The following is an 18429-nucleotide window of genomic DNA, read 5'->3' on the forward strand; positions in this document are numbered from 1 at the left end:
TTCGGGAGTATTGTCGAAGATGCCCGGTGGGTGCCTCTTTGGCAGGAAGATCACTCAGGAAGCCTACGAACCTGCCAATGTGTCCGGCAGATTTATTCACTTTGGAAGGCTGACAGGCCGCCTGGGCTTCATTACACTCGAACTCAGTCGCGCAGCGATCCGTGCCCCGGTGCCTTCCGGAGGCTTCCCCCCGTGCGCGTCGCCCGCCGGTCTTCTCCGGTAGGGACCCCCATGGCAAGAGGACGTGTTTAGCGGTGAAGGTCGGCATCCCCCGCGAGGTCAAGAACCACGAGTACCGCGTGGCCATCACGCCTGCCGGTGTGCATGAGCTGGTCCGCAACGGACACGAGGTCTACATCGAGGACAACGCCGGTCTCGGCTCCTCGATCCCGAACGAGGAGTACGTGGCCGCCGGTGCCACCATCCTCCCCACCGCCGACGAGGTGTGGGCCACCGCGGACCTGGTGCTGAAGGTCAAGGAGCCCATCGCGGAGGAGTACCACCGCCTGCGCAAGGGCCAGACCCTCTTCACCTACCTCCACCTGGCGGCCGACCGCGCCGGCACCGACGCGCTGGTCGCCTCCGGCACCACCGCGATCGCGTACGAGACCGTGCAGCTCGCCAACGGCGCCCTGCCGCTGCTCGCCCCGATGTCCGAGGTCGCGGGCCGCCTGGCCCCGCAGGTCGGCTCGTACCACCTGATGCGCCCGGCCGGCGGCCGCGGCACCCTGCCCGGCGGCGTGCCCGGCACCCACCCGGCCAAGGCCGTCGTCATCGGCGGTGGCGTCTCCGGCTGGCACGCGGCCACCATCGCCATCGGCATGGGCTACGACGTGACCCTGCTGGACCGCGACATCAACAAGCTGCGCGAGGCCGACAAGATCTTCGGCACGAAGATCAAGGCCATCATGTCCAACGCCTTCGAGCTGGAGAAGGCCGTCGTCGAGGCCGACCTGGTCATCGGCGCCGTGCTGATCCCGGGCGCCAAGGCCCCCAAGCTCGTCACCAACGAGCTGGTCTCCCGCATGAAGCCGGGCTCCGTGCTCGTCGACATCGCCATCGACCAGGGCGGCTGCTTCGAGGACTCGCACCCGACCACGCACGCCGAGCCGACCTTCCCGGTCCACAACTCGGTCTTCTACTGCGTGGCCAACATGCCGGGCGCCGTCCCGAACACCTCCACCTACGCGCTGACCAACGCGACGCTGCCGTACGTCGTCGAGCTGGCCAACCGCGGTTGGAAGGAGGCGCTGCGCCGCGACGCCGCGCTGGCCAAGGGCCTGAACGTGCACGAGGGCCAGATCACCTTCGCCGCCGTGGCCGAGGCCTTCGGCCTGGAGTCGGTCTCGCTGGAGACCGTGCTCGCCTGAGTGTGATGTGTGTCGCCCCCGGCCCGGTGCGTTCCGGGCCGGGGGCTTCGCCATGCCCGTGCACGGGCGGTCACCGGGGGCTCCGGGCCGCCGTGTGAACGAGCGGTGAATCCGGTGATGACATCGGGCGCGGCCGGGGCGGGTCGCTCTGTCGTCAATTTCCGTCGGTCGTGTCACCCGACCCCGGAAAGCCCGGAGTCGCGGGCCCTCGCATCCCTTGACAGAGGGTCGACCGATAGTCGACACATCCTGCCCACTACCGTGGATTGTGTTGCTGCGAACGCCTTGAACGGCCTAGAGTCGCAAACCGTCGGCATGCTGCCACGCTGACGAATCGACATAGAGTCCTGGATGCCCAAGGAGGTAAGACGACTTGTGAATGAGTCGACATTTGCTCCCGGGGGTGGTCAGCCAGGACTGGCGGCGCACACCGCCGGCCAGCCGAGTGAGGAGCCCGGGGCCAGGCAGCCCTCCGTGGGTTCGGCCGAGGTCGGCTCGGTCGCTCTCCGTACTTTCGAAGCACGCCAGAACACAGCACAGGTGACCACGGTGACCGACTACGACGCCGAACTGCCGGCCCACGGCCTGGCCTACGGCGAGTTCGCCTACGGCGCCTACGACGACCCCGACGCCGAGTACGAGCCGGACCCGGAGTACGCGGCCACCCTGGCCCCCGACGCCGCCCGCCAGCGCCGCGAGCGGATCGGCCCCACCGGCCGCCCCCAGCCCTACTTCCCGATCCCCGCGCCGGTGGCCGAGCACGGCCCCGCGCAGATCATCGCGATGTGCAACCAGAAGGGCGGCGTCGGCAAGACCACGTCGACCATCAACCTGGGCGCGGCGCTGGCCGAGTACGGCCGCCGCGTGCTGCTCGTCGACTTCGACCCCCAGGGCGCCCTCTCCGTCGGCCTCGGCGTCAACCCGATGGAACTCGACGTCACCGTCTACAACCTGCTGATGGAGCGCGGGCTGACGGCCGACGAGGTGCTGCTGAAGACGGCCGTGCCGGGCATGGACCTGCTGCCCTCCAACATCGACCTCTCCGCCGCCGAGGTGCAGCTGGTCAGCGAGGTGGCCCGGGAGTCCGCGCTGGCGCGCGCCCTGAAGCCGCTGCTGCCGGACTACGACTACGTCATCATCGACTGCCAGCCCTCGCTGGGCCTGCTGACGGTCAACGCGCTGACGGCCGCTCACAGCGTCATCGTGCCGCTGGAGTGCGAGTTCTTCGCGCTGCGCGGCGTCGCGCTGCTCACCGAGACCATCGAGAAGGTCTGCGAGCGGCTCAACCCCGAGCTGCGGCTGGACGGCATCCTCGCCACCATGTACGACTCGCGCACCGTGCACAGCCGCGAGGTGCTGGCGCGCGTCGTCGAGGCGTTCGGCGACCACGTCTTCCACACCGTCATCGGGCGGACCGTGCGCTTCCCGGAGACCACCGTCGCCGGCGAACCGATCACGACGTACGCGACCAATTCGGTCGGTGCCGCCGCCTACCGCCAGCTCGCCAGGGAGGTGCTCGACCGGTGCCGCCCCGCCGAGTGAGTCTCCCGGGTGCCGACGAGCTGTTCCGAACCACCGGCGGGATGGCGCTGTCGCCGTCCCTCGCGTCGCGTTCGGCCGCCGAGGCGCCCAGACCGGAGACCGCGCGGGCGGTCAACGGCGTCGGTGACGCGGACGACGCCGAGGGCGTCGACGGCGCCGGCGCCACCGGCGGCGAGGGCCCGGAGCACACCGAGGGCGGCGCCGGGACGACCGGGGACCAGGCGGCCAGGCGCGCGCAGCGCCGCACGATCGGCGCGCCGGGCACGGCCACCGTGCCCGCCCCCGCACAGCCCGGCGGCCCGGGCGCCCCCGGAGCGGCCGGCGGCACGACGGCGGCCGCCAAGGCCGCGCAGGGCGGCCGCGCGGCCACCCCCGCACCGCGCCAGCACGCCGGTGCGGCCGAGGACCAGACGGGCGCCGCCGGGCGGCCCCGTCCGCGCGGGCGCGCCCCGCGCCGTCCGAGCGGGCGCGAGCGGCACGACGAGAAGATCACCGTGTACGTGTCCGCCGAGGAACTGATGGACCTCGAACACACCCGGCTGGTCCTCCGCGGTGAGCACGGCCTCGCGGTGGACCGCGGCCGGATCGTCCGGGAGGCCATCGCGGTGGTGCTGGCCGACCTGGAGCAGCGCGGCGAGGCGAGCATCCTGGTGCGGCGGCTGCGCGGGCGCTGAGCGCGTTCCCCGGGGCCGCGGGGGGTCCGGGGCGCATCGGTGCGGCGCGGTGCCGCGCGGTGGGGCCGTCGGGCCGGAGCGGCCCGGGACGGCCCCGGCGTGTCGGCGGGCCCCGGTGCGGGACGGGCGGCGCGCGCGGGCGAAGATGGACCGTCATGCCGAGTCCGCCCGAGAGCCCCGTCGTCGCCCAGGCCGCCGCCGGCCCGGCCCGGCCCGGCGCGCCGGACGACGGGCCGCAGGGCGGCTTCCGGGTCCGGCTGGACAACTTCGAGGGCCCGTTCGACCTGCTGCTGAGCCTGATCGCCAAGCACCGGATGGACGTCACCGAGGTCGCGCTGGCCACGGTCACCGACGACTTCATGGCCCACATCCGCGCCATGGGCCCGGACTGGGACCTCGACGCGGCGACCGAGTTCCTGGTCGTCGCCGCCACCCTCCTCGACCTCAAGGCCGCCCGGCTGCTGCCCGCAGCCGAGGTCGAGGACGACGAGGACCTCGCCCTGCTGGAGGCGCGCGACCTGCTCTTCGCCCGACTGCTCCAGTACCGGGCGTACAAGCGGGCGGCGACGCTGTTCGGCGAACGCTGGGCCGCCGAACTGCTGCGCTCGCCCCGGACCGTCGGCCTGGAGCCGCAGCACGCCGGACTGCTGCCCGACGTCGTGATCGGCATCGGCACCGAGCGCTTCGCCCAGCTCGCCGCCAGGGCGATGGAGCCGAAGCCGGAGCCGGTCGTCTACGTCGACCACATCCACACCCCGCCGGTGAGCGTGCGCGAACAGGCCGGCCTGGTGGTCGCCCTGCTGACCGAGCTCGGCGAGGCCTCCTTCCAGCGCCTGGTCGCCGACGCGCCCGGCACCATGGTGGTGGTCGCCCGCTTCCTGGCACTGCTGGAGCTCTACCGGGAGCGGGTGCTCGCCTTCGAGCAGCCGGACGCGCTCGGCGAACTCCTGGTGCGGTGGGTGGCGGAGCAGGACCGGGGCGCGGTCGAGGTGACGGACGAGTTCGACCGGCCGGCGGGCGAGACCGCGGCGCGGGCGGCGAAGGACGAGGAGGACGGGCGATGACGGCCGGGAACGGCGGCGCGGGCGGCGGGCGGCCGGCCAGGCGGGCCCTCGGGGTCCCGGGGCGGCCCCGGGCCGGGGAATGGCTGGACCCGGCGCCGGGCGCGCCCCCGGCGACCGGCCACGAGCCACCCCCGGCCGCCGGGCCGGCGATCGACGACGGCCCCGGGCTGCGCGCCGAACTGGAGGCGATCCTGATGATCGTCGACGAGCCGGCCGGCGAGGCCCACCTGGCGTCCGTGCTGGAACGGCCGCGCGCCGAGGTGGCGGCGGCGCTGCGCGAACTGTCCGCCGAGTACACCGCCCAGGGCCGGGGTTTCGACCTGCGGCTGGTGGCCGGCGGCTGGCGGTTCTACAGCCGCGCCGCCTGCGCGGCGGCCGTCGACCGCTTCGTCCTGGACGGCCGGCAGGCCCGGCTGACCCAGGCGGCACTGGAGACCCTGGCGGTGGTCGCCTACCGGCAGCCGGTGTCCAGATCGCGGGTCTCGGCCGTCCGCGGTGTGAACTGTGACGGCGTGATGCGTACCCTGGTACAGCGAGGACTGGTGGAAGAGGCCGGATCCGAGCCCGAAACAGGTGCGATCCTGTATCGGACGACGAACTACTTCCTGGAACGGATGGGGCTCCGCGGCCTGGACGAGCTGCCGGAGCTCGCTCCCTTCCTGCCCGAGGTCGACGACGTGGAAGCGGAGTCCCTGGAGGGCACGATGATCGCGGAGGCGGTCGCCGCCGCTGCCGCGCAGGCCGCGGACGGCAGTGGCGAGGCCGGTCGGGCTGCGCCCGATCGGTAGGGGGCGGTGAGGTCGGCCGAAACGACCGCACAGCCCAGACGGTAACGACGTACGGACACTTTGATGCGTAGCAGTGGCAACGGCAGGAACAGCAGCGGCGGCGGCAGCGGCCGCGGCGGACAGGGCGGGGGCGGCCGGGGCGGCTCCTACGGGGGCGGCGCGGGCCGCGGCGGCTCCGGCTCGCGGGGCGGTTCGTACGGCGGCGGCTCCGGCGGCGGCCGGGGCGGCTCGGCCCCGCGCGGCGGCTCGGGCTCCTACGGCCGCGACGACCGGCGCGACGACCGGCGCGACAGCCGTCGGGACGACCGCCGCGACGACCGGCGCTACCCGGACCGCCCGCTGCGGCCCGAGGAGCGCAAGTACGACCGCCCCGAGTACGGCGGCGGCCCCAACGCCACCCCGGCCCGCGGCGGCTTCGCCGGGCGCCGTCCCGGCCCGGCCCCGCGCCCGCGCCGGGAGGGCCAGGGCGCCCCGGGCGACCCGCGCCGCCAGCCGCAGCGCTCCCGCGAGCTGCAGGCCCGGATCGAGGACGCCGTGCTGGCCCGGCACGACAAGCCGGCCGTGAAGCTGCCGAAGACCTTCGGCGAGCCCGAGGGCGAGCGCCTGCAGAAGGTGCTGGCCCGGGCCGGCATCGGCAGCCGGCGCGCCTGCGAGGAGCTGATCGAGCAGGGCCGGGTCGAGGTCAACGGCAAGCGCGTCACCGAGCAGGGCAAGCGGGTCGACCCGCAGAAGGACGAGATCAAGGTGGACGGCCTGACCGTCGCCACCCAGTCCTACCTGTTCTTCGCGCTCAACAAGCCGGCCGGCGTCGTCTCCACCATGGAGGACCCGGACGGCCGCCAGTGCCTCGGCGACTACGTGACCAACCGGGAGACCCGGCTGTTCCACGTCGGCCGCCTCGACACCGAGACCGAGGGCATCATCCTGCTCACCAACCACGGCGAGCTGGCCCACCGCCTCACCCACCCCCGGTACGGCGTGACCAAGACCTACCTGGCCGCCATCCAGGGGCCGATCCCGCGCGACCTGGGCAAGCAGCTCGCCAAGGGCATCGAGCTGGAGGACGGCTACGCCCGCGCCGACAGCTTCAAGGTCGTCTCGAACGTCGGCAAGAACTACCTGGTCGAGGTCACCCTGCACGAGGGCCGCAAGCACATCGTCCGCCGGATGCTCGCGGAGGCGGGCTTCCCGGTCGAGAAGCTGGTGCGCACCCACTTCGGTCCGATCGCGCTCGGCGACCAGAAGTCCGGCTGGCTGCGCCGGCTGACCAACCCCGAGGTCGGCCAGCTGATGCGCGAGGTCGGGCTGTAACAGCCACTCCCCGGACACCCCTGGAGGCCTCCCCGCCGAGCGGCGGGGAGGCCCTCCGTCGTTCGGCGGGTCCTGCTGTGAAGCGGGCCGCATCGGCGGTGATCGTCTTGTCAGCCCGATGATCCGTGGCCGAGGATTGCCACCTGCCCACCACCCGCCGAGTGGCGGGAGTGCGCCATCCGGCGCGGGGCGAGAGGCGAACGGGGAGCGACGCCGTGTCCGATGCACCACTCAGCGCTCTGGGACTGGCCGGACCGGACGGGCGGGTCTACGCGGCGCTGGTGGCCAACCCGCAGTCGACGGCCGAGGACCTCGCCGTGCTCTGCGACCTGACCCTCCAGCAGAGCATGCGGGCCCTGGACCGGCTCGCCCAGCAGGGCATGGCCACCCGGGCCCCGGTGGACCGGCAGCGGTTCCTGCCGGTCGCCCCGGACGTCGCCATCGGCACGCTGATCGGCCACCGGGAGTCCGAACTGCGCAACGCCAGGGCCGAGATGCACCGGCTGATGGACGCCTTCCGGGAGGCCTCGCGCTACACCGACCCGGCGCACTCCGTCGAGGTGCTGACCGGCGGCGAGGCGATCGCCCAGCGACTGGAGCACATCACCGGCACCAGCCAGTACCAGATCCGCGGCTTCGACTGCCCGCCCTACATCCAGGACCCGGTGGCCAACATCCCGCTGCAGCGCCGTCGGCTGAAGGAGGGCGTGCGGTTCCGGACCGTCTACGACCGCGAGGCGGTGGCCTGGCCGGGCCGGCTGGAGAAGAACATCCTGGTCGGGGTCGCCGACGGCGAGGAGGCGCGGGTCCGGCCGGTGCTGCCGATGAAGATGGTCATGTCGGACGACCGGATGGCGATCATCCCGATCAGCGTCGGCGACAGCGTCCTCGACGCCGCCTACGTCATCCACCCCTCGGCGCTGCTCCAGGCGCTGGACACGCTGTTCGAGGCGGAATGGGAGCGCGCCGTCCAGCTGCAGGCCGCGATCGGCGCGGGCGACGGGGCGCTGGAGCCGGAGGCCGACCACCGCAAGCTGCTCGGGCTGCTGGCAGCCGGCCTGACCGACGAGTCGATCGCCCGCTCGCTCGGCTGGAGCGCCCGGACCACCCAGCGCCGGCTCCAGTCGCTGATGCGCGAGCTGGGCGCCACCACCCGCTTCCAGGCCGGGATGGCGGCCCGGGAGCGGGGCTGGCTCTAGCGGGGGGGGTGCGGGCGCTGGGCGGGCCCCGCGGGCCTCGCGGGGGCGCCGCGCGGGCCTCGCGCGGGTCCCGCCCGGGCCTCGCGCGGGCGTCAGCTCCAGGGGGAGAGCGAGGCCCAACGGCCGTCCGGGCCGCGCTCGACCTTCTCCAGGCCCACCACCGCCGTGCGGTTCAGCCGCCCGTAGATGTGCGGGTACAGCACACCGGGAGTGGCCCCGGGCGGCGGCCCGCCGTGCGGGGCCTCCCACTTGACCATCGGTTCCACCAGCGACTCCTCGATCAGCAGCACCATCAGCGGTTCGCGGGCGTCGGCGAAGAAGGAATTGGCCACGGCGAGTGCGGTCTGCTCGTCGGCCGCGCAGTGGATGAACCCGTCGGTGAGCAGCGAGGCGGTCGCGTACGGCCGGCCCGGATCGGCCAGCCAGTCGTCCAGGGGGGCGAGGTGCAGGATCATGCTCCTGTTGTACCCGCTCCGGCCGGGCCCGGGCGGGCGCCCGGGCCCGGCGGTTCGCGACGCCGGGGCCCGGGGCGGACCCTCAGAGGCCGGCCACCTTGCCGGAGGCGGAGACCTCGTACACCAGGGTGAGCGTGCGGCGGGCACCCGGACCGAGCGGGACGTCCCAACGCACGACGCCCTCCGCGTCCAAGGCGTCCGGCGCGGGCGAGCACTCCTCCTTGCGCAGCCGCACCTCCACCGCCGACACCTCGGAGACCGGCACCCGCTCGCGCACCGCGACCAACTGCTCGTCCCGCTCCTCCGGGCCGGAGAACCGCGACAGGTGCAGCCGCACCGTGCGGGTGGTCACCGAACGCTGGCTCAGACCGGCCGTCGAGCGGCGCTCCTCGGTCTCGCGCACCACCCGGTAGCCGTCCGAGCTGCCGAACGACAGCTCCGCGTCGGCGCCCGGCGCCGTGAACGGCAGCCGGCCGCGCCCGGTGAAGCCACTGCCGCGGACCAGCTCGACCGGCCCGGCGAGCAGCGGGTGCCCGGCCGTGTTGCGGAACCGGACCACCTGGGTGACCAGCGGCGACAGCTCCGGCGCGCAGGCGTACTCGGTGTTCGCCGCGCCTTCGAAGGAGCCCAGCGGCACCCGGTGCGCCCGCCCGTCGGAGGGCACCGTGGCCGGCGCCGGCGCCGTCAGCACCCGCGCCTCACCGCCGTCGTCCACACCCGGCAGCACGCCGTCCGGGCGGAGCTCCGAGATCGTCTCCTCCCGCACCTCCACCTCGACGGTGCGCCGTTCCTCGGCGCTGCGCTCGCGCAGCGTCAGCACGTCCTCGGCGAGCGCCGGCGGTTCGGTGGCGAGGGCGGAGCGGGCGGTGGAGAGGGTGAGCCGGGCGCCGGTCCACGCCTCGCCGGTGCGCTGCCAGACCACCGCCTCGGACTCCAGCCGCAGCACGCCCTCGGCCAGGGTGGCCCGGTAGGACGGCCGCCAGAGCGCGCACGGCACCAGGTGGCTCACGGCCAGCCGGGCGGGCCCGGCCTCCCGGGCCTCGACGGTCAGGTCGAGGTGGGCGAGCAGTTCGGCGGGCCGTTCCTCGGCCTGCTCGACGGCGGTGAGCGCCGCGGCGCGCTCCTTCTCCAGCCCGCGCAGCCGGGAACGGGCGGCGCGCAGCTCCTCGGCGGACCGCTCGCGCTCGGCGTCGACCCGGTCCAGCTCGCGGTGCCAGCGGGTGCGTTCGACCTCGCCGACGCCGGCGCCCTCGCCGACCTCGCGCAGCAGGTCGGCGGCGAGCTGGGCGAGCAGCGCCAGCCGGGCCGCCAGCCGGTCGGCCAGCTGCTCCTCGGCGCGTACGCGCTCGTCCAGCCCGTGCAGGCGGTGGCGCAGCGCGGAGTCCTCCGGGCCGGGCGGCAGCGGGGCGCGGGGCGTCCAGACCCGGGTGATCCGGGCGTCCAGGACCCGGACGCCCGGGGTGTCCGACTCGGCGCGCAGGGTGCGGTCGACGGCGAGCGCGGTGAGCGGGCCCAGCCGCAGCCGCTGGACGCCGGCGGCCAGCTCCGCGGTGGCGGTGCGCTCGACCTGGGCGCGGTCCTCCAGGCAGGTGACGGCGGTGACGGGCAGCGGCGTCGCGGGCCGCGCGGCGTCGGGGAGGGCGGTGCTGTCGGGGAGGGGGGTGGTGTCGGGGAGGGGGGTGGCGCTCATCGTTCAGTTCCTCCGGTTTCCGCCGACGATGGCCTTTCCGGCCGGGATTCTGATCTGGTAGCCGCCGTCCAGCTCGGCCCGGCCGCCCGGTGGCAGCTCGACCCGCCGGAGCCGGGTGCTGGGCGGGCACTCGGTGGACGGTTCGTCCGGCGCGTGCCAGCCGGGGCGTTCCTCGATCCGGATGTCGGCGTCGGAGCTGACCGGCACCCGTTCGCGGACCTCGACGGTGACCGGGCGGCCGAGCCGGTTGGCCAGTTCGACGCGCACCCGGTGGTCGAGCACGGTGCTGCTGTTCAGCATGCCCGCGGTGGACTCGCGCAGCTCGGTACGGCGCGTCACCTCGACCGACTCGGCGACACCGATGCCCAGTCGGCGCACACCGCCGGGGGCGAGGGTGGGCAGGGCGGCGGTGAGCAGGAACCGGTCGTCGACGGTCACCTCGACCGGGCCGGCGAGCACGGCCTGCGCGGTGCCGTTGGTGACCACCAGGGTGGCGTAGACCCGTTCCTCGACGGCGGGCACGGTGACGTACTCGGGGCTCACGCTCACCGGGATCTCGCCGATGGTGACGGTGTGCCAGGTGGCGTCGGAGGGCAGGTCGGCGGGCGCGGCGGCGTCGAAGCGGTGGTCGAAGGAGCCGGCCGAGACGCGCGGCGGCACGGCGTGGTGCGGCAGCGGGAGGCGCTGCAGCCCGGGGGCCGGGTGGCCGGCGGTGCGCGGGCGGGCCGGGGGGTGCAGGGTGCCGCGCCGGTCGGCGGTGGCGTCCGGGCCGGACAGTTCCAGCGCGGGGTAGTCGAGCAGCCGCTCGTCCGGGACCGGCGGGCCGGGCGGGGGCGTGAACGGGGCGGGGGCGCCGAACCGGGCGAGCGTCTCCTCGCCGGGGGCCGGGGCGCCGGGGGCGGGCGGGGCGCCGCCGTAGCCGGAGAAGGCCACCGGCGCTGCTTCCTCGGCCTCCTCGGCCGAGCGGAGGCCGCCGGCGCGGGTGCGGGCCCGGACGGGCCTGCCCGGGGCCTGGGGCGCCGGTGCGGCGGCCGGCGGCGGGAGGGGCGGTGCGGCGACGGTGGGGCTGACCGGGACGGACAGCCGGGGCCCGGCGGCGGCCAGGGCGACGGGGGCCCCGCCGGGCATCCGGTGGGACGGCGCCGGGCGGGGGCCGGCCGCGTCGTAGCCGGTGAACAGGTCGGCCAGGCCGGCCGGGGGTTCGCGCCAGCCGGAGGGCGCCGGGGCGGGCTGGCTGCGGCCGATCCGCAGCGAGCGCAGCTTGGGCAGGTCGGTGCGGCGGTCGAGGTCGGCGGTGGAGAGGGCGAGGCGCACGCCGGTCCAGTCCTCGCCGGTCTGCTGGGCGACCGAGGCGCGCAGCAGGAGGTGGCCGGTGTCGGCGCCCTGGCGGTAGGCGAGCCGGTAGGAGGGCACCCAGCGGGCGGCCTGGACGGTGTACTCCAGTTCGATCTGCAGCTCGGCGGGCGCGTCCTGGGGCGCGGGGGCGGCGTCCTCCGGTGCGGTGGCGGTGCTGAGGGTGAGCAGGGCGGTGGTCGTGGTCTCGACGGGCTCGTGCCACTCGGCGGGGGAGAGCCGGACGACCCGGTCGTTGAGCACCAGGGTCTCGTGGTCGGCGAGTTCGATCTCGCGGGCGAGCCGCCCGGCGCGCTCGTGGAGGCCGGTGAGGCGCTCGTCGACGAACGCGGCCAGCTCCAGCCAGGCGTCGGCGGGCGTGCGGCGCAGCGGCTCGTCGCGGCGGCGGGGCGGCGGGACGGCGCGCAGCGCGGCGGTCTCGGCGATGGCGGCGAGGACCATCCGGTGCTGCTCGCGCAGGGACTCGGCGTGCTCCTCGGCTTCGTCCAACCGGCGTCGCAGCTCTGGCAGTTCGGCGGGCTCACGGAGTTCGGCGACCATTTCGAGCCGGGCCTCGGTGACGGCGGTGCCGGCCGGGCCGGCGAGCACCCGGGCGCGCAGCGAGCGTGCGTCGAGGGTGTCGGGCAGGCCGGTCAGCCGCAGCCGTCCGCCCGGGGGCAGGGCCACCCTGGCCCGGCGGCGGCAGACCGCGCCGGCCGCGTGGACGACCACGGAGTCCAGGACCGAGGGGGCGGTGGGGACGGTGCCGGCGGGGGCGCCGGTGCCGCCCCCGGCGGTGTCTGCGCTGCCGGCGTCTCGGCTGCTGTCTCCGGTGCCGTCGTCGTGCGGTCGATGCTGGTCGCTGCTGTGTTGATCGTTCACCCGGCCAACCCCTTCGTCGCGTGCCGTCGGCGGCCCATCCTGCCGTGCGGCGGCGCCCGCGGCGCCGGTTTTCCGCCGTGCGCGGCGTGCGGGCGGCGCGGCGGGCGCCCGGTGGCGCGGGCCGCGTGAGGAGGGACGGCCGGGGGCAGTGGCGCGGTTGCGGCACGGGCGGCGGCGGTGATGGGGGAGGATGGGTGGCGACCCGTCCCGTGCGGGTGACCGTGTCGCAGTCGACCGTGTTCCGCGCAGTCCCGCGCAGTTCCGTGAGGAGAGCTACCCCGCCATGCGCACAGCCGCCGTCGTCGGTACCGGACTCATCGGCACCTCCGCCGCACTCGCCCTCACCGGACGGGGTCTGACCGTCCATCTGGAGGACGCCGACCCGGACGCCGCCCGCACCGCCGCCTCGCTGGGCGCCGGGACCACCGAACCCGCCGACGGGCCGGTCGACCTCGCGATCATCGCCGTCCCGCCCGCGCTGGTCGGCAAGGTGCTCGCCGACTGCCAGCGCCGCGGGCTGGCCCGCTGCTACACCGACGTCGCCAGCGTCAAGGCCGGCCCGCACGCCGAGGTCGCCGCGCTCGGCTGCGACACCACCCACTACATCGGCAGCCACCCGATGGCCGGGCGGGAGCGGTCCGGCCCGCTGGCCGCCCGCGCGGACCTCTTCGAGGGCCGGCCGTGGGTGCTCACGCCCACCCCCGACACCGACACCGAGACGCTGAACGCCGTCCTCGAACTGGCCGCGCTCTGCGGGGCCGTGCCGATCGTCATGGACGCCGCGGCGCACGACCGCGCGGTCGCCCTGGTCTCGCACGCCCCCCAGCTGCTCTCCTCGCTGGTCGCCGCCCGGCTGGAGAACGCCGACGAGACCGCCATAAGGCTCTCCGGCCAGGGGGTGCGGGACGTGACCCGGATCGCCGCCTCCAACCCCGCGATGTGGGTGGACATCCTCTCCGCCAACGCCGGGGCGGTCGCCGACGTGCTGGAGGAGGTCGCCAACGACCTCGGCGAGACCGTCACCGCGCTGCGCGCCCTGCAGGCCGCCGAGGAGGCCGAGCGGCGCGGCGGCGCGGCCGGCATCGAAGCGGTCATGCGGCGGGGCAACACCGGTCAGGCCCGGATCCCCGGCAAGCACGGCGCGCCGCCCACCCGGTACGAGACGCTCGCCGTCGTGCTCGGCGACCAGCCCGGCGAGCTGGGCCGGCTGTTCGGCGAGGTCGGCGCGGCGGGCGTGAACATCGAGGACGTCGACATCGAGCACTCCACCGGGCAGCAGGTGGGTTTCGTGCAGCTGTCGGTGGCGCCGGCGGCGGTGCGGCCGCTGACGGCGGCCCTGCGGGCGAGCGGGTGGAGCGTGCGGGACTGACGTCGTCCGGTTGCGGTGGCGCTCGACCTTCTAGCTGCGCTCGCCGTTCTGGCGGTGCTCGCCGTTCTGGCGGTGCCGGTGCGACTCCTGCACGGTGCTCGCTGTCCTGGCGGTGCTCGCAGTGCTCCCCGGCGCTCGCGATGAGCGGCGGGTCCGGGGCTGCGGTAGTGGACCGGCTACCGGCGGGTCCGGGTCGGGCGGCGGTCCATTAACCTTGTGGGAGACATCCCCGGCTTCCCCGTACTCCGGGTTGCCATGCTCAGAGATCAGAGAGAGGTTCGCGCCGTGGACACTGCCGACCGAGCGCACGCCCCGGTCGTCGTCGCCATCGACGGACCCTCCGGCTCCGGCAAGTCGACCGTCTCCCGGGCGGTCGCCGCCCGGCTGGGCCTGAGTTTCCTGGACACCGGTGCCATGTACCGGGCGATGACCTGGTGGATGCTGGCCAACGACGTCGACGTGAACGACCCGGAGGCGGTGGCCGTCGCGTGCGGCAAGCCGGTGATCGTGTCCGGCACGGACGCGGACGGCCCGACCATCACCGTGGACGGCCGGGACGTCGCCGGCCCGATCCGCGGCCCCGAGGTGACCGCGCACGTCAGCGCCGTCGCCGCGGTGCCGGCGGTGCGCGCCCGGCTGGTCGAGCTGCAGCGCGGCTGCGCCGGCGTCGCCGCGCGCGGCATCGTCGCCGAGGGCCGGGACATGGGGAGCGTGGTCTTCCCGGACGCCACCGTCAAGGTCTTCCTGACCGCCTCCGAGGCGGCCCGCTCCGAGCGCCGGGCCGCCGAGCTGCGGGCCAAGGGCGTGGACGAGGCGACCATCACCGCGATGGCCGCCGACCTGGCGCGCCGGGACGCGGCGGACTCCTCGCGGGCGACCGCCCCGCTGACCCAGGCCACGGACGCGGTCCTGGTGGACACCAGCGAGCTCACCCTGGAGCAGGTGATCGACCGGATCACCGGGCTGGTGGCGGAGCGGGCGGGGGCCGCGCTCGTCTGACGCGCTCAGGCCGTCCGGGACGGTCGAGGGCCGTCGGGAGCCGGCTGAGAGCCGGTGGAAAGTCGATCATCCGATGAACAGGGTGCCCTGGTGGCGCCCGGAACCATTCGCGCTGCCCCGGTGGGGCAGGTACGCACGGTACGTCCCTGGGAAGGGCCGGGCCGGGAAACGGACAGTACGAACATGACCGCAGAGCACTCCACCGCCGGGCACGGCGAGCTGGACTCCTCCGAGTACGCCGAGTTCATGGCGCTCGCCGCCGAGGAGGGCTTCGACCTCGACGACGTCGACGTCCTCGGCGACGGCAGCCACGCCCCGCTGCCGGTGCTGGCCGTCGTCGGCCGCCCGAACGTCGGCAAGTCGACCCTGGTCAACCGCATCATCGGCCGCCGTGAGGCCGTCGTCGAGGACAAGCCCGGCGTCACCCGCGACCGCGTCACCTACGAGGCCGCCTGGAACGGCCGCCGCTTCAAGGTCGTCGACACCGGCGGCTGGGAGATCGACGTCCTCGGCATTGACGCCATGGTCGCCGCCCAGGCCGAGCTCGGCATCGAGCAGGCCGACGCGGTGCTGTTCGTCGTCGACGCCACCGTCGGTGCCACCGACACCGACGAGGCCCTGATCAAGATCATCCGCCGGGCCGGCAAGCCGACCGTGCTCTGCGCCAACAAGGTCGACGGCCCGTCCACCGAGGCCGAGGCCGCCTACCTCTGGTCGCTCGGCCTCGGCGAGCCGTACCCCGTCTCCGCCCTGCACGGCCGCGGCTCCGGCGACCTGCTCGACGCCGTGATGGCCGCGCTGCCCGAGGCCCCGCCGCAGACCTTCGGCGACGCCGCCCCCGGCGGCCCGCGCCGCATCGCGCTGATCGGCCGGCCGAACGTCGGCAAGTCCAGCCTGCTCAACAAGGTCGCCGGCGAGGAGCGGGTGGTCGTCAACGAGCTGGCCGGCACCACCCGTGACCCGGTCGACGAGATGATCGAGCTCGGCGGCAAGACCTGGAAGTTCGTCGACACCGCCGGCATCCGCCGCCGGGTCCACCTGACCGCCGGCGCCGACTTCTACGCCTCGCTGCGCACCTCCGCCGCGCTGGAGAAGGCCGAGGTCGCGGTCGTCCTGGTCGACGCCAGCGAGACCCTCGCCGAGCAGGACACCCGGATCATCTCGATGGCCGTCGAGGCCGGGCGCGCCGTCGTCATCGCCTACAACAAGTGGGACCAGCTCGACGAGGAGCGCCGCTACTACCTGGAGCGCGAGATCGAGCGCGACCTCGTCCAGGTGCAGTGGGCCCCCCGGGTCAACGTCTCGGCGAAGACCGGCCGGCACATGGAGAAGCTGGTGCCGGCGATCGAGACCGCGCTGGAGGGCTGGGAGACCCGGATCACGACCGCCCGGCTGAACGCCTTCCTCGGCGAGCTGGTGGCCGCCCACCCGCACCCGATCCGGGGCGGCAAGCAGCCGCGCATCCTGTTCGGCACCCAGGCGGGCACCCGTCCGCCGCGCTTCGTGCTGTTCGCCTCGGGCTTCCTGGAGGCGGGCTACCGGCGCTTCATCGAGCGCCGGCTGCGCGAGGAGTTCGGCTTCGTCGGCACGCCGATCTCGATCTCGGTGCGGGTGCGGGAGAAGCGCAAGAAGAAGTAGACGTGACTGGGGAAGGGCCCCGTCGGCCGGTCTCGGGACCGGGCGGCGGGGCCCTTCGGTGCTCCGGGGGTGGTCAGTGGTGGTCGCCGCCGCGGCCCGGGGGGAGCGAGAGCAGGCTGCGGTGCCGGCCGCCGCTGGTCGTGCCCACGGCCGGGGCGGGCGCCGGCACCGGGACCGTCACCGGGGCCGGCGCGGGGACGTGCGCGGCCGTCGGCTGGGGGACGGGGCCGAGGTAGCCGGCCGCGATCCAGCCCTGGCCGGTGCCCGCCTGGGCGCCGCTCTGGGCGCCGGCCTGGGTGCCCGTCGCCCGGCCGGGGGCTGGGGCGGGGTGGAAGCCGGATGTGTACGGGCCGGTGCCGTCGTGGCCGCGGTGCCCGTGGGCGGGGCCGTGGTCGTGCGGAGGGCCGGTGTGGCCGAAGGGCTGGTCCGGCGGCCCGGCGTGGTCCGGGCCGCCGGGCCGGGGCGGCATGAACTGCGGGATGCCGATCGCCTGGCCCGCGTATGTCTGGAAGGCCTGGTGCTGGGGCGGGTACGGGCGCGGGTCGGTGCGCCCGGGCGCCGCGTCCCGGACGGCGAAGCCGGTGAAGGCCAGGTCCTCCTCGCCGGAGCGGTCGCCCGGCAGTGCGCGGAAGAGCCGGCGGTACTCGGAGTACAGCTCGTCGTAGATCGGCGTCGTCGAGTGCGGGTGCTCCGCGTCGTACGACGGGCGCATGCCCGGGATCGAGCGGGAGGCGGGGGTGGACCGCCGGGGGGAGGCGGGGACGTCGTAGCTGTACACGCAGGGCCCAACGAGCGAGGGCGGCCGGGGGATGCGGGTGGGCGGGCGCGGCCGCTGGCCGCGGGGCGGTGGTCCGGCGGGCCCCGCGGCCACCCCGCGGCGGGGTGGGTGCGGCTCAGGTGCCGGCGAGCGGGAGGGAGGCGGCGACCACCTGGCCCAGCGCCACCGCCCGCTCCAGCGCCTGGCGCAGCAGGTCCTCGCGGGGCTGCCGGCCGACCGTCCCGGCCGGGACGGCGTACATGGTGACCTCGCCGAGCTGGTTGGCGGCGAACCGCCAGGCGTCGGTCACCTGGAGCGGCTGGTGGGCCTGCCACCAGCCGGTGCTGCCGCCGGTCGCCGAGGGCTGGAGGACGGCGTGCAGCTTGCCCATCGCGACCAGCACGGACCAGCCGGGCAGCTGGTCCGGCGTCTTGTCGAGGTCGGTGACCGGCTGGAAGCCCGCATCCTGGAGCAGGTCGAGGAACTCGTCCTCGCCGGTGATGGTGCCCGGCCGGCCGACCGGCCCGGTCGGCTCGACGACCAGGGAGGCGTGGCCGGTGTCGCCGTGCAGGACCAGCCCGCAGGTGATGCCGAGGATGGCGGCCTGGCCGGGCGTGCCGGGCCGGCCGGTCCCCGGTGCGGCGGCCGCGTCCGGCGCGGGCGAGGGGGCCGGGACCGGCGGCTGCGGCTGGGCGGGGTAGCCCCCGGCGGCCGGGTCGCCCTGGGACTGGCTGATGCTGCGGACGGCGCCGGCCAGCTGCTCCTCGGAGACCGGGACCACCTGGGAGGGGATGCAGCGGGCGTGCGCGAAGGCCAGGACCGCCGTCTCCTCGCCGACGAACAGCACGGTGCTGGTGGGCTCCTGGAGCGCGTCGCCGGGGGTGCGGCAGGAGGTGCACTCGTAGCTGTCGGGTGCGTGGGCGCCGCCGAGCAGGCGGTCGGCCTCGTCGTCGCCGATCTCGGAACGGACCTCGTCGCTGACGTCGAGCATGCGCGGCACTGGGTGTCTCCTCGGTGCGGTGTCGGGGGCGGAACGGGATGGGCGTCGGGGGTGGAACGGTGTGGCGGCGGGCCGGCCCTGTTCGAGCCGGCGGCGGGGACGGCCCGGCCGCCCTGCCCAACGGGCCCTTGTGGCAGGGGTCACGGGTGGGGGCGCGGGGTGACGGGAATTGCCCCGGATTCGATCGCGGAGGGTGTCGACGGCATCGCAATGTGTCGATCTCGGTGGCAGAGCTGCCGGAAACGAAGTGTGAGGTGAGCCACGGCCTGCGGATGTTTGATCTAGGAAATGACGCCTAAAACGGACATTCGGGACATGAATGTCAGGCTGTTACCGGCGGTAATGCCCTGCTGAGCTGG

General features: G+C 75.1%; 15 protein-coding genes. 10 read left to right on the forward strand and 5 right to left on the reverse strand.

The features are described from left to right. Nucleotides 1-254 precede the first annotated feature (254 nt). The 7 genes from ald (at nucleotide 255) to ABTX81_RS27005 (ending at nucleotide 7948) form a co-directional block, all read left to right on the forward strand. Nucleotides 255-1370: an alanine dehydrogenase gene (ald, locus tag ABTX81_RS26975; protein WP_350550390.1), complete on the forward strand. Its 1116-nt coding sequence runs from the start codon at nucleotides 255-257 to the stop codon at nucleotides 1368-1370. A 474-nt stretch (nucleotides 1371-1844) separates the two neighbouring features. Then, nucleotides 1845-2912 carry a ParA family protein gene (locus tag ABTX81_RS26980; RefSeq protein ID WP_376090262.1) on the forward strand — a complete coding sequence of 356 codons (1068 nt, stop codon included), beginning with the start codon at nucleotides 1845-1847 and terminating at the stop codon, nucleotides 2910-2912. Continuing rightward, nucleotides 2909-3586 (forward strand): hypothetical protein, encoded by a 678-nt coding sequence (locus ABTX81_RS26985; RefSeq protein ID WP_350550394.1) that lies wholly within the window; start codon nucleotides 2909-2911, stop codon nucleotides 3584-3586. The genes ABTX81_RS26980 and ABTX81_RS26985 overlap by 4 nt, the downstream gene beginning before the upstream one ends. Continuing rightward, nucleotides 3583-4650, forward strand: coding sequence for a segregation and condensation protein A (locus ABTX81_RS26990; protein ID WP_350550551.1), 1068 nt, complete (start codon nucleotides 3583-3585; stop codon nucleotides 4648-4650). The genes ABTX81_RS26985 and ABTX81_RS26990 overlap by 4 nt, the downstream gene beginning before the upstream one ends. A 194-nt stretch (nucleotides 4651-4844) precedes the next feature. Further along, complete coding sequence (gene scpB, locus ABTX81_RS26995) at nucleotides 4845-5438, forward strand: SMC-Scp complex subunit ScpB (RefSeq protein ID WP_502892871.1); 594 nt, start codon at nucleotides 4845-4847, stop codon at nucleotides 5436-5438. Between the two features lie 63 nt (nucleotides 5439-5501). After that, the gene (locus tag ABTX81_RS27000) at nucleotides 5502-6749 is read left to right on the forward strand and encodes a pseudouridine synthase (protein WP_350550399.1); all 1248 of its coding nucleotides are present in this window, start codon (nucleotides 5502-5504) and stop codon (nucleotides 6747-6749) included. A 215-nt stretch (nucleotides 6750-6964) separates the two neighbouring features. Then, on the forward strand, nucleotides 6965-7948 hold the full coding sequence (locus ABTX81_RS27005; RefSeq protein WP_350550402.1) for a transcriptional regulator: 984 nt from the start codon (nucleotides 6965-6967) through the stop codon (nucleotides 7946-7948). Nucleotides 7949-8040: 92 nt separating this feature from the next. Here ABTX81_RS27005 and ABTX81_RS27010 read toward each other — a convergent pair whose 3' ends face one another. The 3 genes from ABTX81_RS27010 to ABTX81_RS27020 form a co-directional block, all read right to left on the reverse strand. Then, nucleotides 8041-8403: a DUF952 domain-containing protein gene (locus ABTX81_RS27010; protein ID WP_350550405.1), complete on the reverse strand. Its 363-nt coding sequence runs from the start codon at nucleotides 8401-8403 to the stop codon at nucleotides 8041-8043. A gap of 82 nt (nucleotides 8404-8485) precedes the next feature. Beyond that, nucleotides 8486-10093, reverse strand: coding sequence for a mucoidy inhibitor MuiA family protein (locus ABTX81_RS27015; RefSeq protein WP_350550407.1), 1608 nt, complete (start codon nucleotides 10091-10093; stop codon nucleotides 8486-8488). A 3-nt stretch (nucleotides 10094-10096) separates the two neighbouring features. After that, a complete protein-coding gene (locus tag ABTX81_RS27020; protein WP_350550410.1) occupies nucleotides 10097-12307 on the reverse strand; it encodes a DUF4139 domain-containing protein in 2211 nt (736 codons plus the stop codon). Nucleotides 12308-12590: 283 nt separating this feature from the next. On the opposite strand from ABTX81_RS27020, the gene ABTX81_RS27025 reads away from it, so the two are divergent. From ABTX81_RS27025 to der, 3 genes are all read left to right on the forward strand, one after another. After that, nucleotides 12591-13676 carry a prephenate dehydrogenase gene (locus tag ABTX81_RS27025; protein ID WP_350550413.1) on the forward strand — a complete coding sequence of 362 codons (1086 nt, stop codon included), beginning with the start codon at nucleotides 12591-12593 and terminating at the stop codon, nucleotides 13674-13676. A gap of 255 nt (nucleotides 13677-13931) precedes the next feature. Beyond that, nucleotides 13932-14675 carry a (d)CMP kinase gene (gene cmk / locus ABTX81_RS27030; RefSeq protein WP_350550415.1) on the forward strand — a complete coding sequence of 248 codons (744 nt, stop codon included), beginning with the start codon at nucleotides 13932-13934 and terminating at the stop codon, nucleotides 14673-14675. 183 nt (nucleotides 14676-14858) lie between these two features. Next, complete coding sequence (der, locus tag ABTX81_RS27035) at nucleotides 14859-16313, forward strand: ribosome biogenesis GTPase Der (RefSeq protein ID WP_350550418.1); 1455 nt, start codon at nucleotides 14859-14861, stop codon at nucleotides 16311-16313. A 73-nt stretch (nucleotides 16314-16386) separates the two neighbouring features. Here the strand turns inward: der and ABTX81_RS27040 are convergent, their stop codons facing one another. Continuing rightward, on the reverse strand, nucleotides 16387-17091 hold the full coding sequence (locus tag ABTX81_RS27040; RefSeq protein WP_350550561.1) for a hypothetical protein: 705 nt from the start codon (nucleotides 17089-17091) through the stop codon (nucleotides 16387-16389). A 115-nt stretch (nucleotides 17092-17206) separates the two neighbouring features. After that, a complete protein-coding gene (locus ABTX81_RS27045; RefSeq protein WP_350550420.1) occupies nucleotides 17207-18070 on the reverse strand; it encodes a DUF8842 C-terminal domain-containing protein in 864 nt (287 codons plus the stop codon). Between the last annotated feature and the right edge of the window lie 359 nt (nucleotides 18071-18429).

It is taken from the genome of Kitasatospora sp. NPDC097605, assembly GCF_040302725.1.
In the GTDB taxonomy this organism is placed as follows: Bacteria; Actinomycetota; Actinomycetes; order Streptomycetales; family Streptomycetaceae; genus Kitasatospora.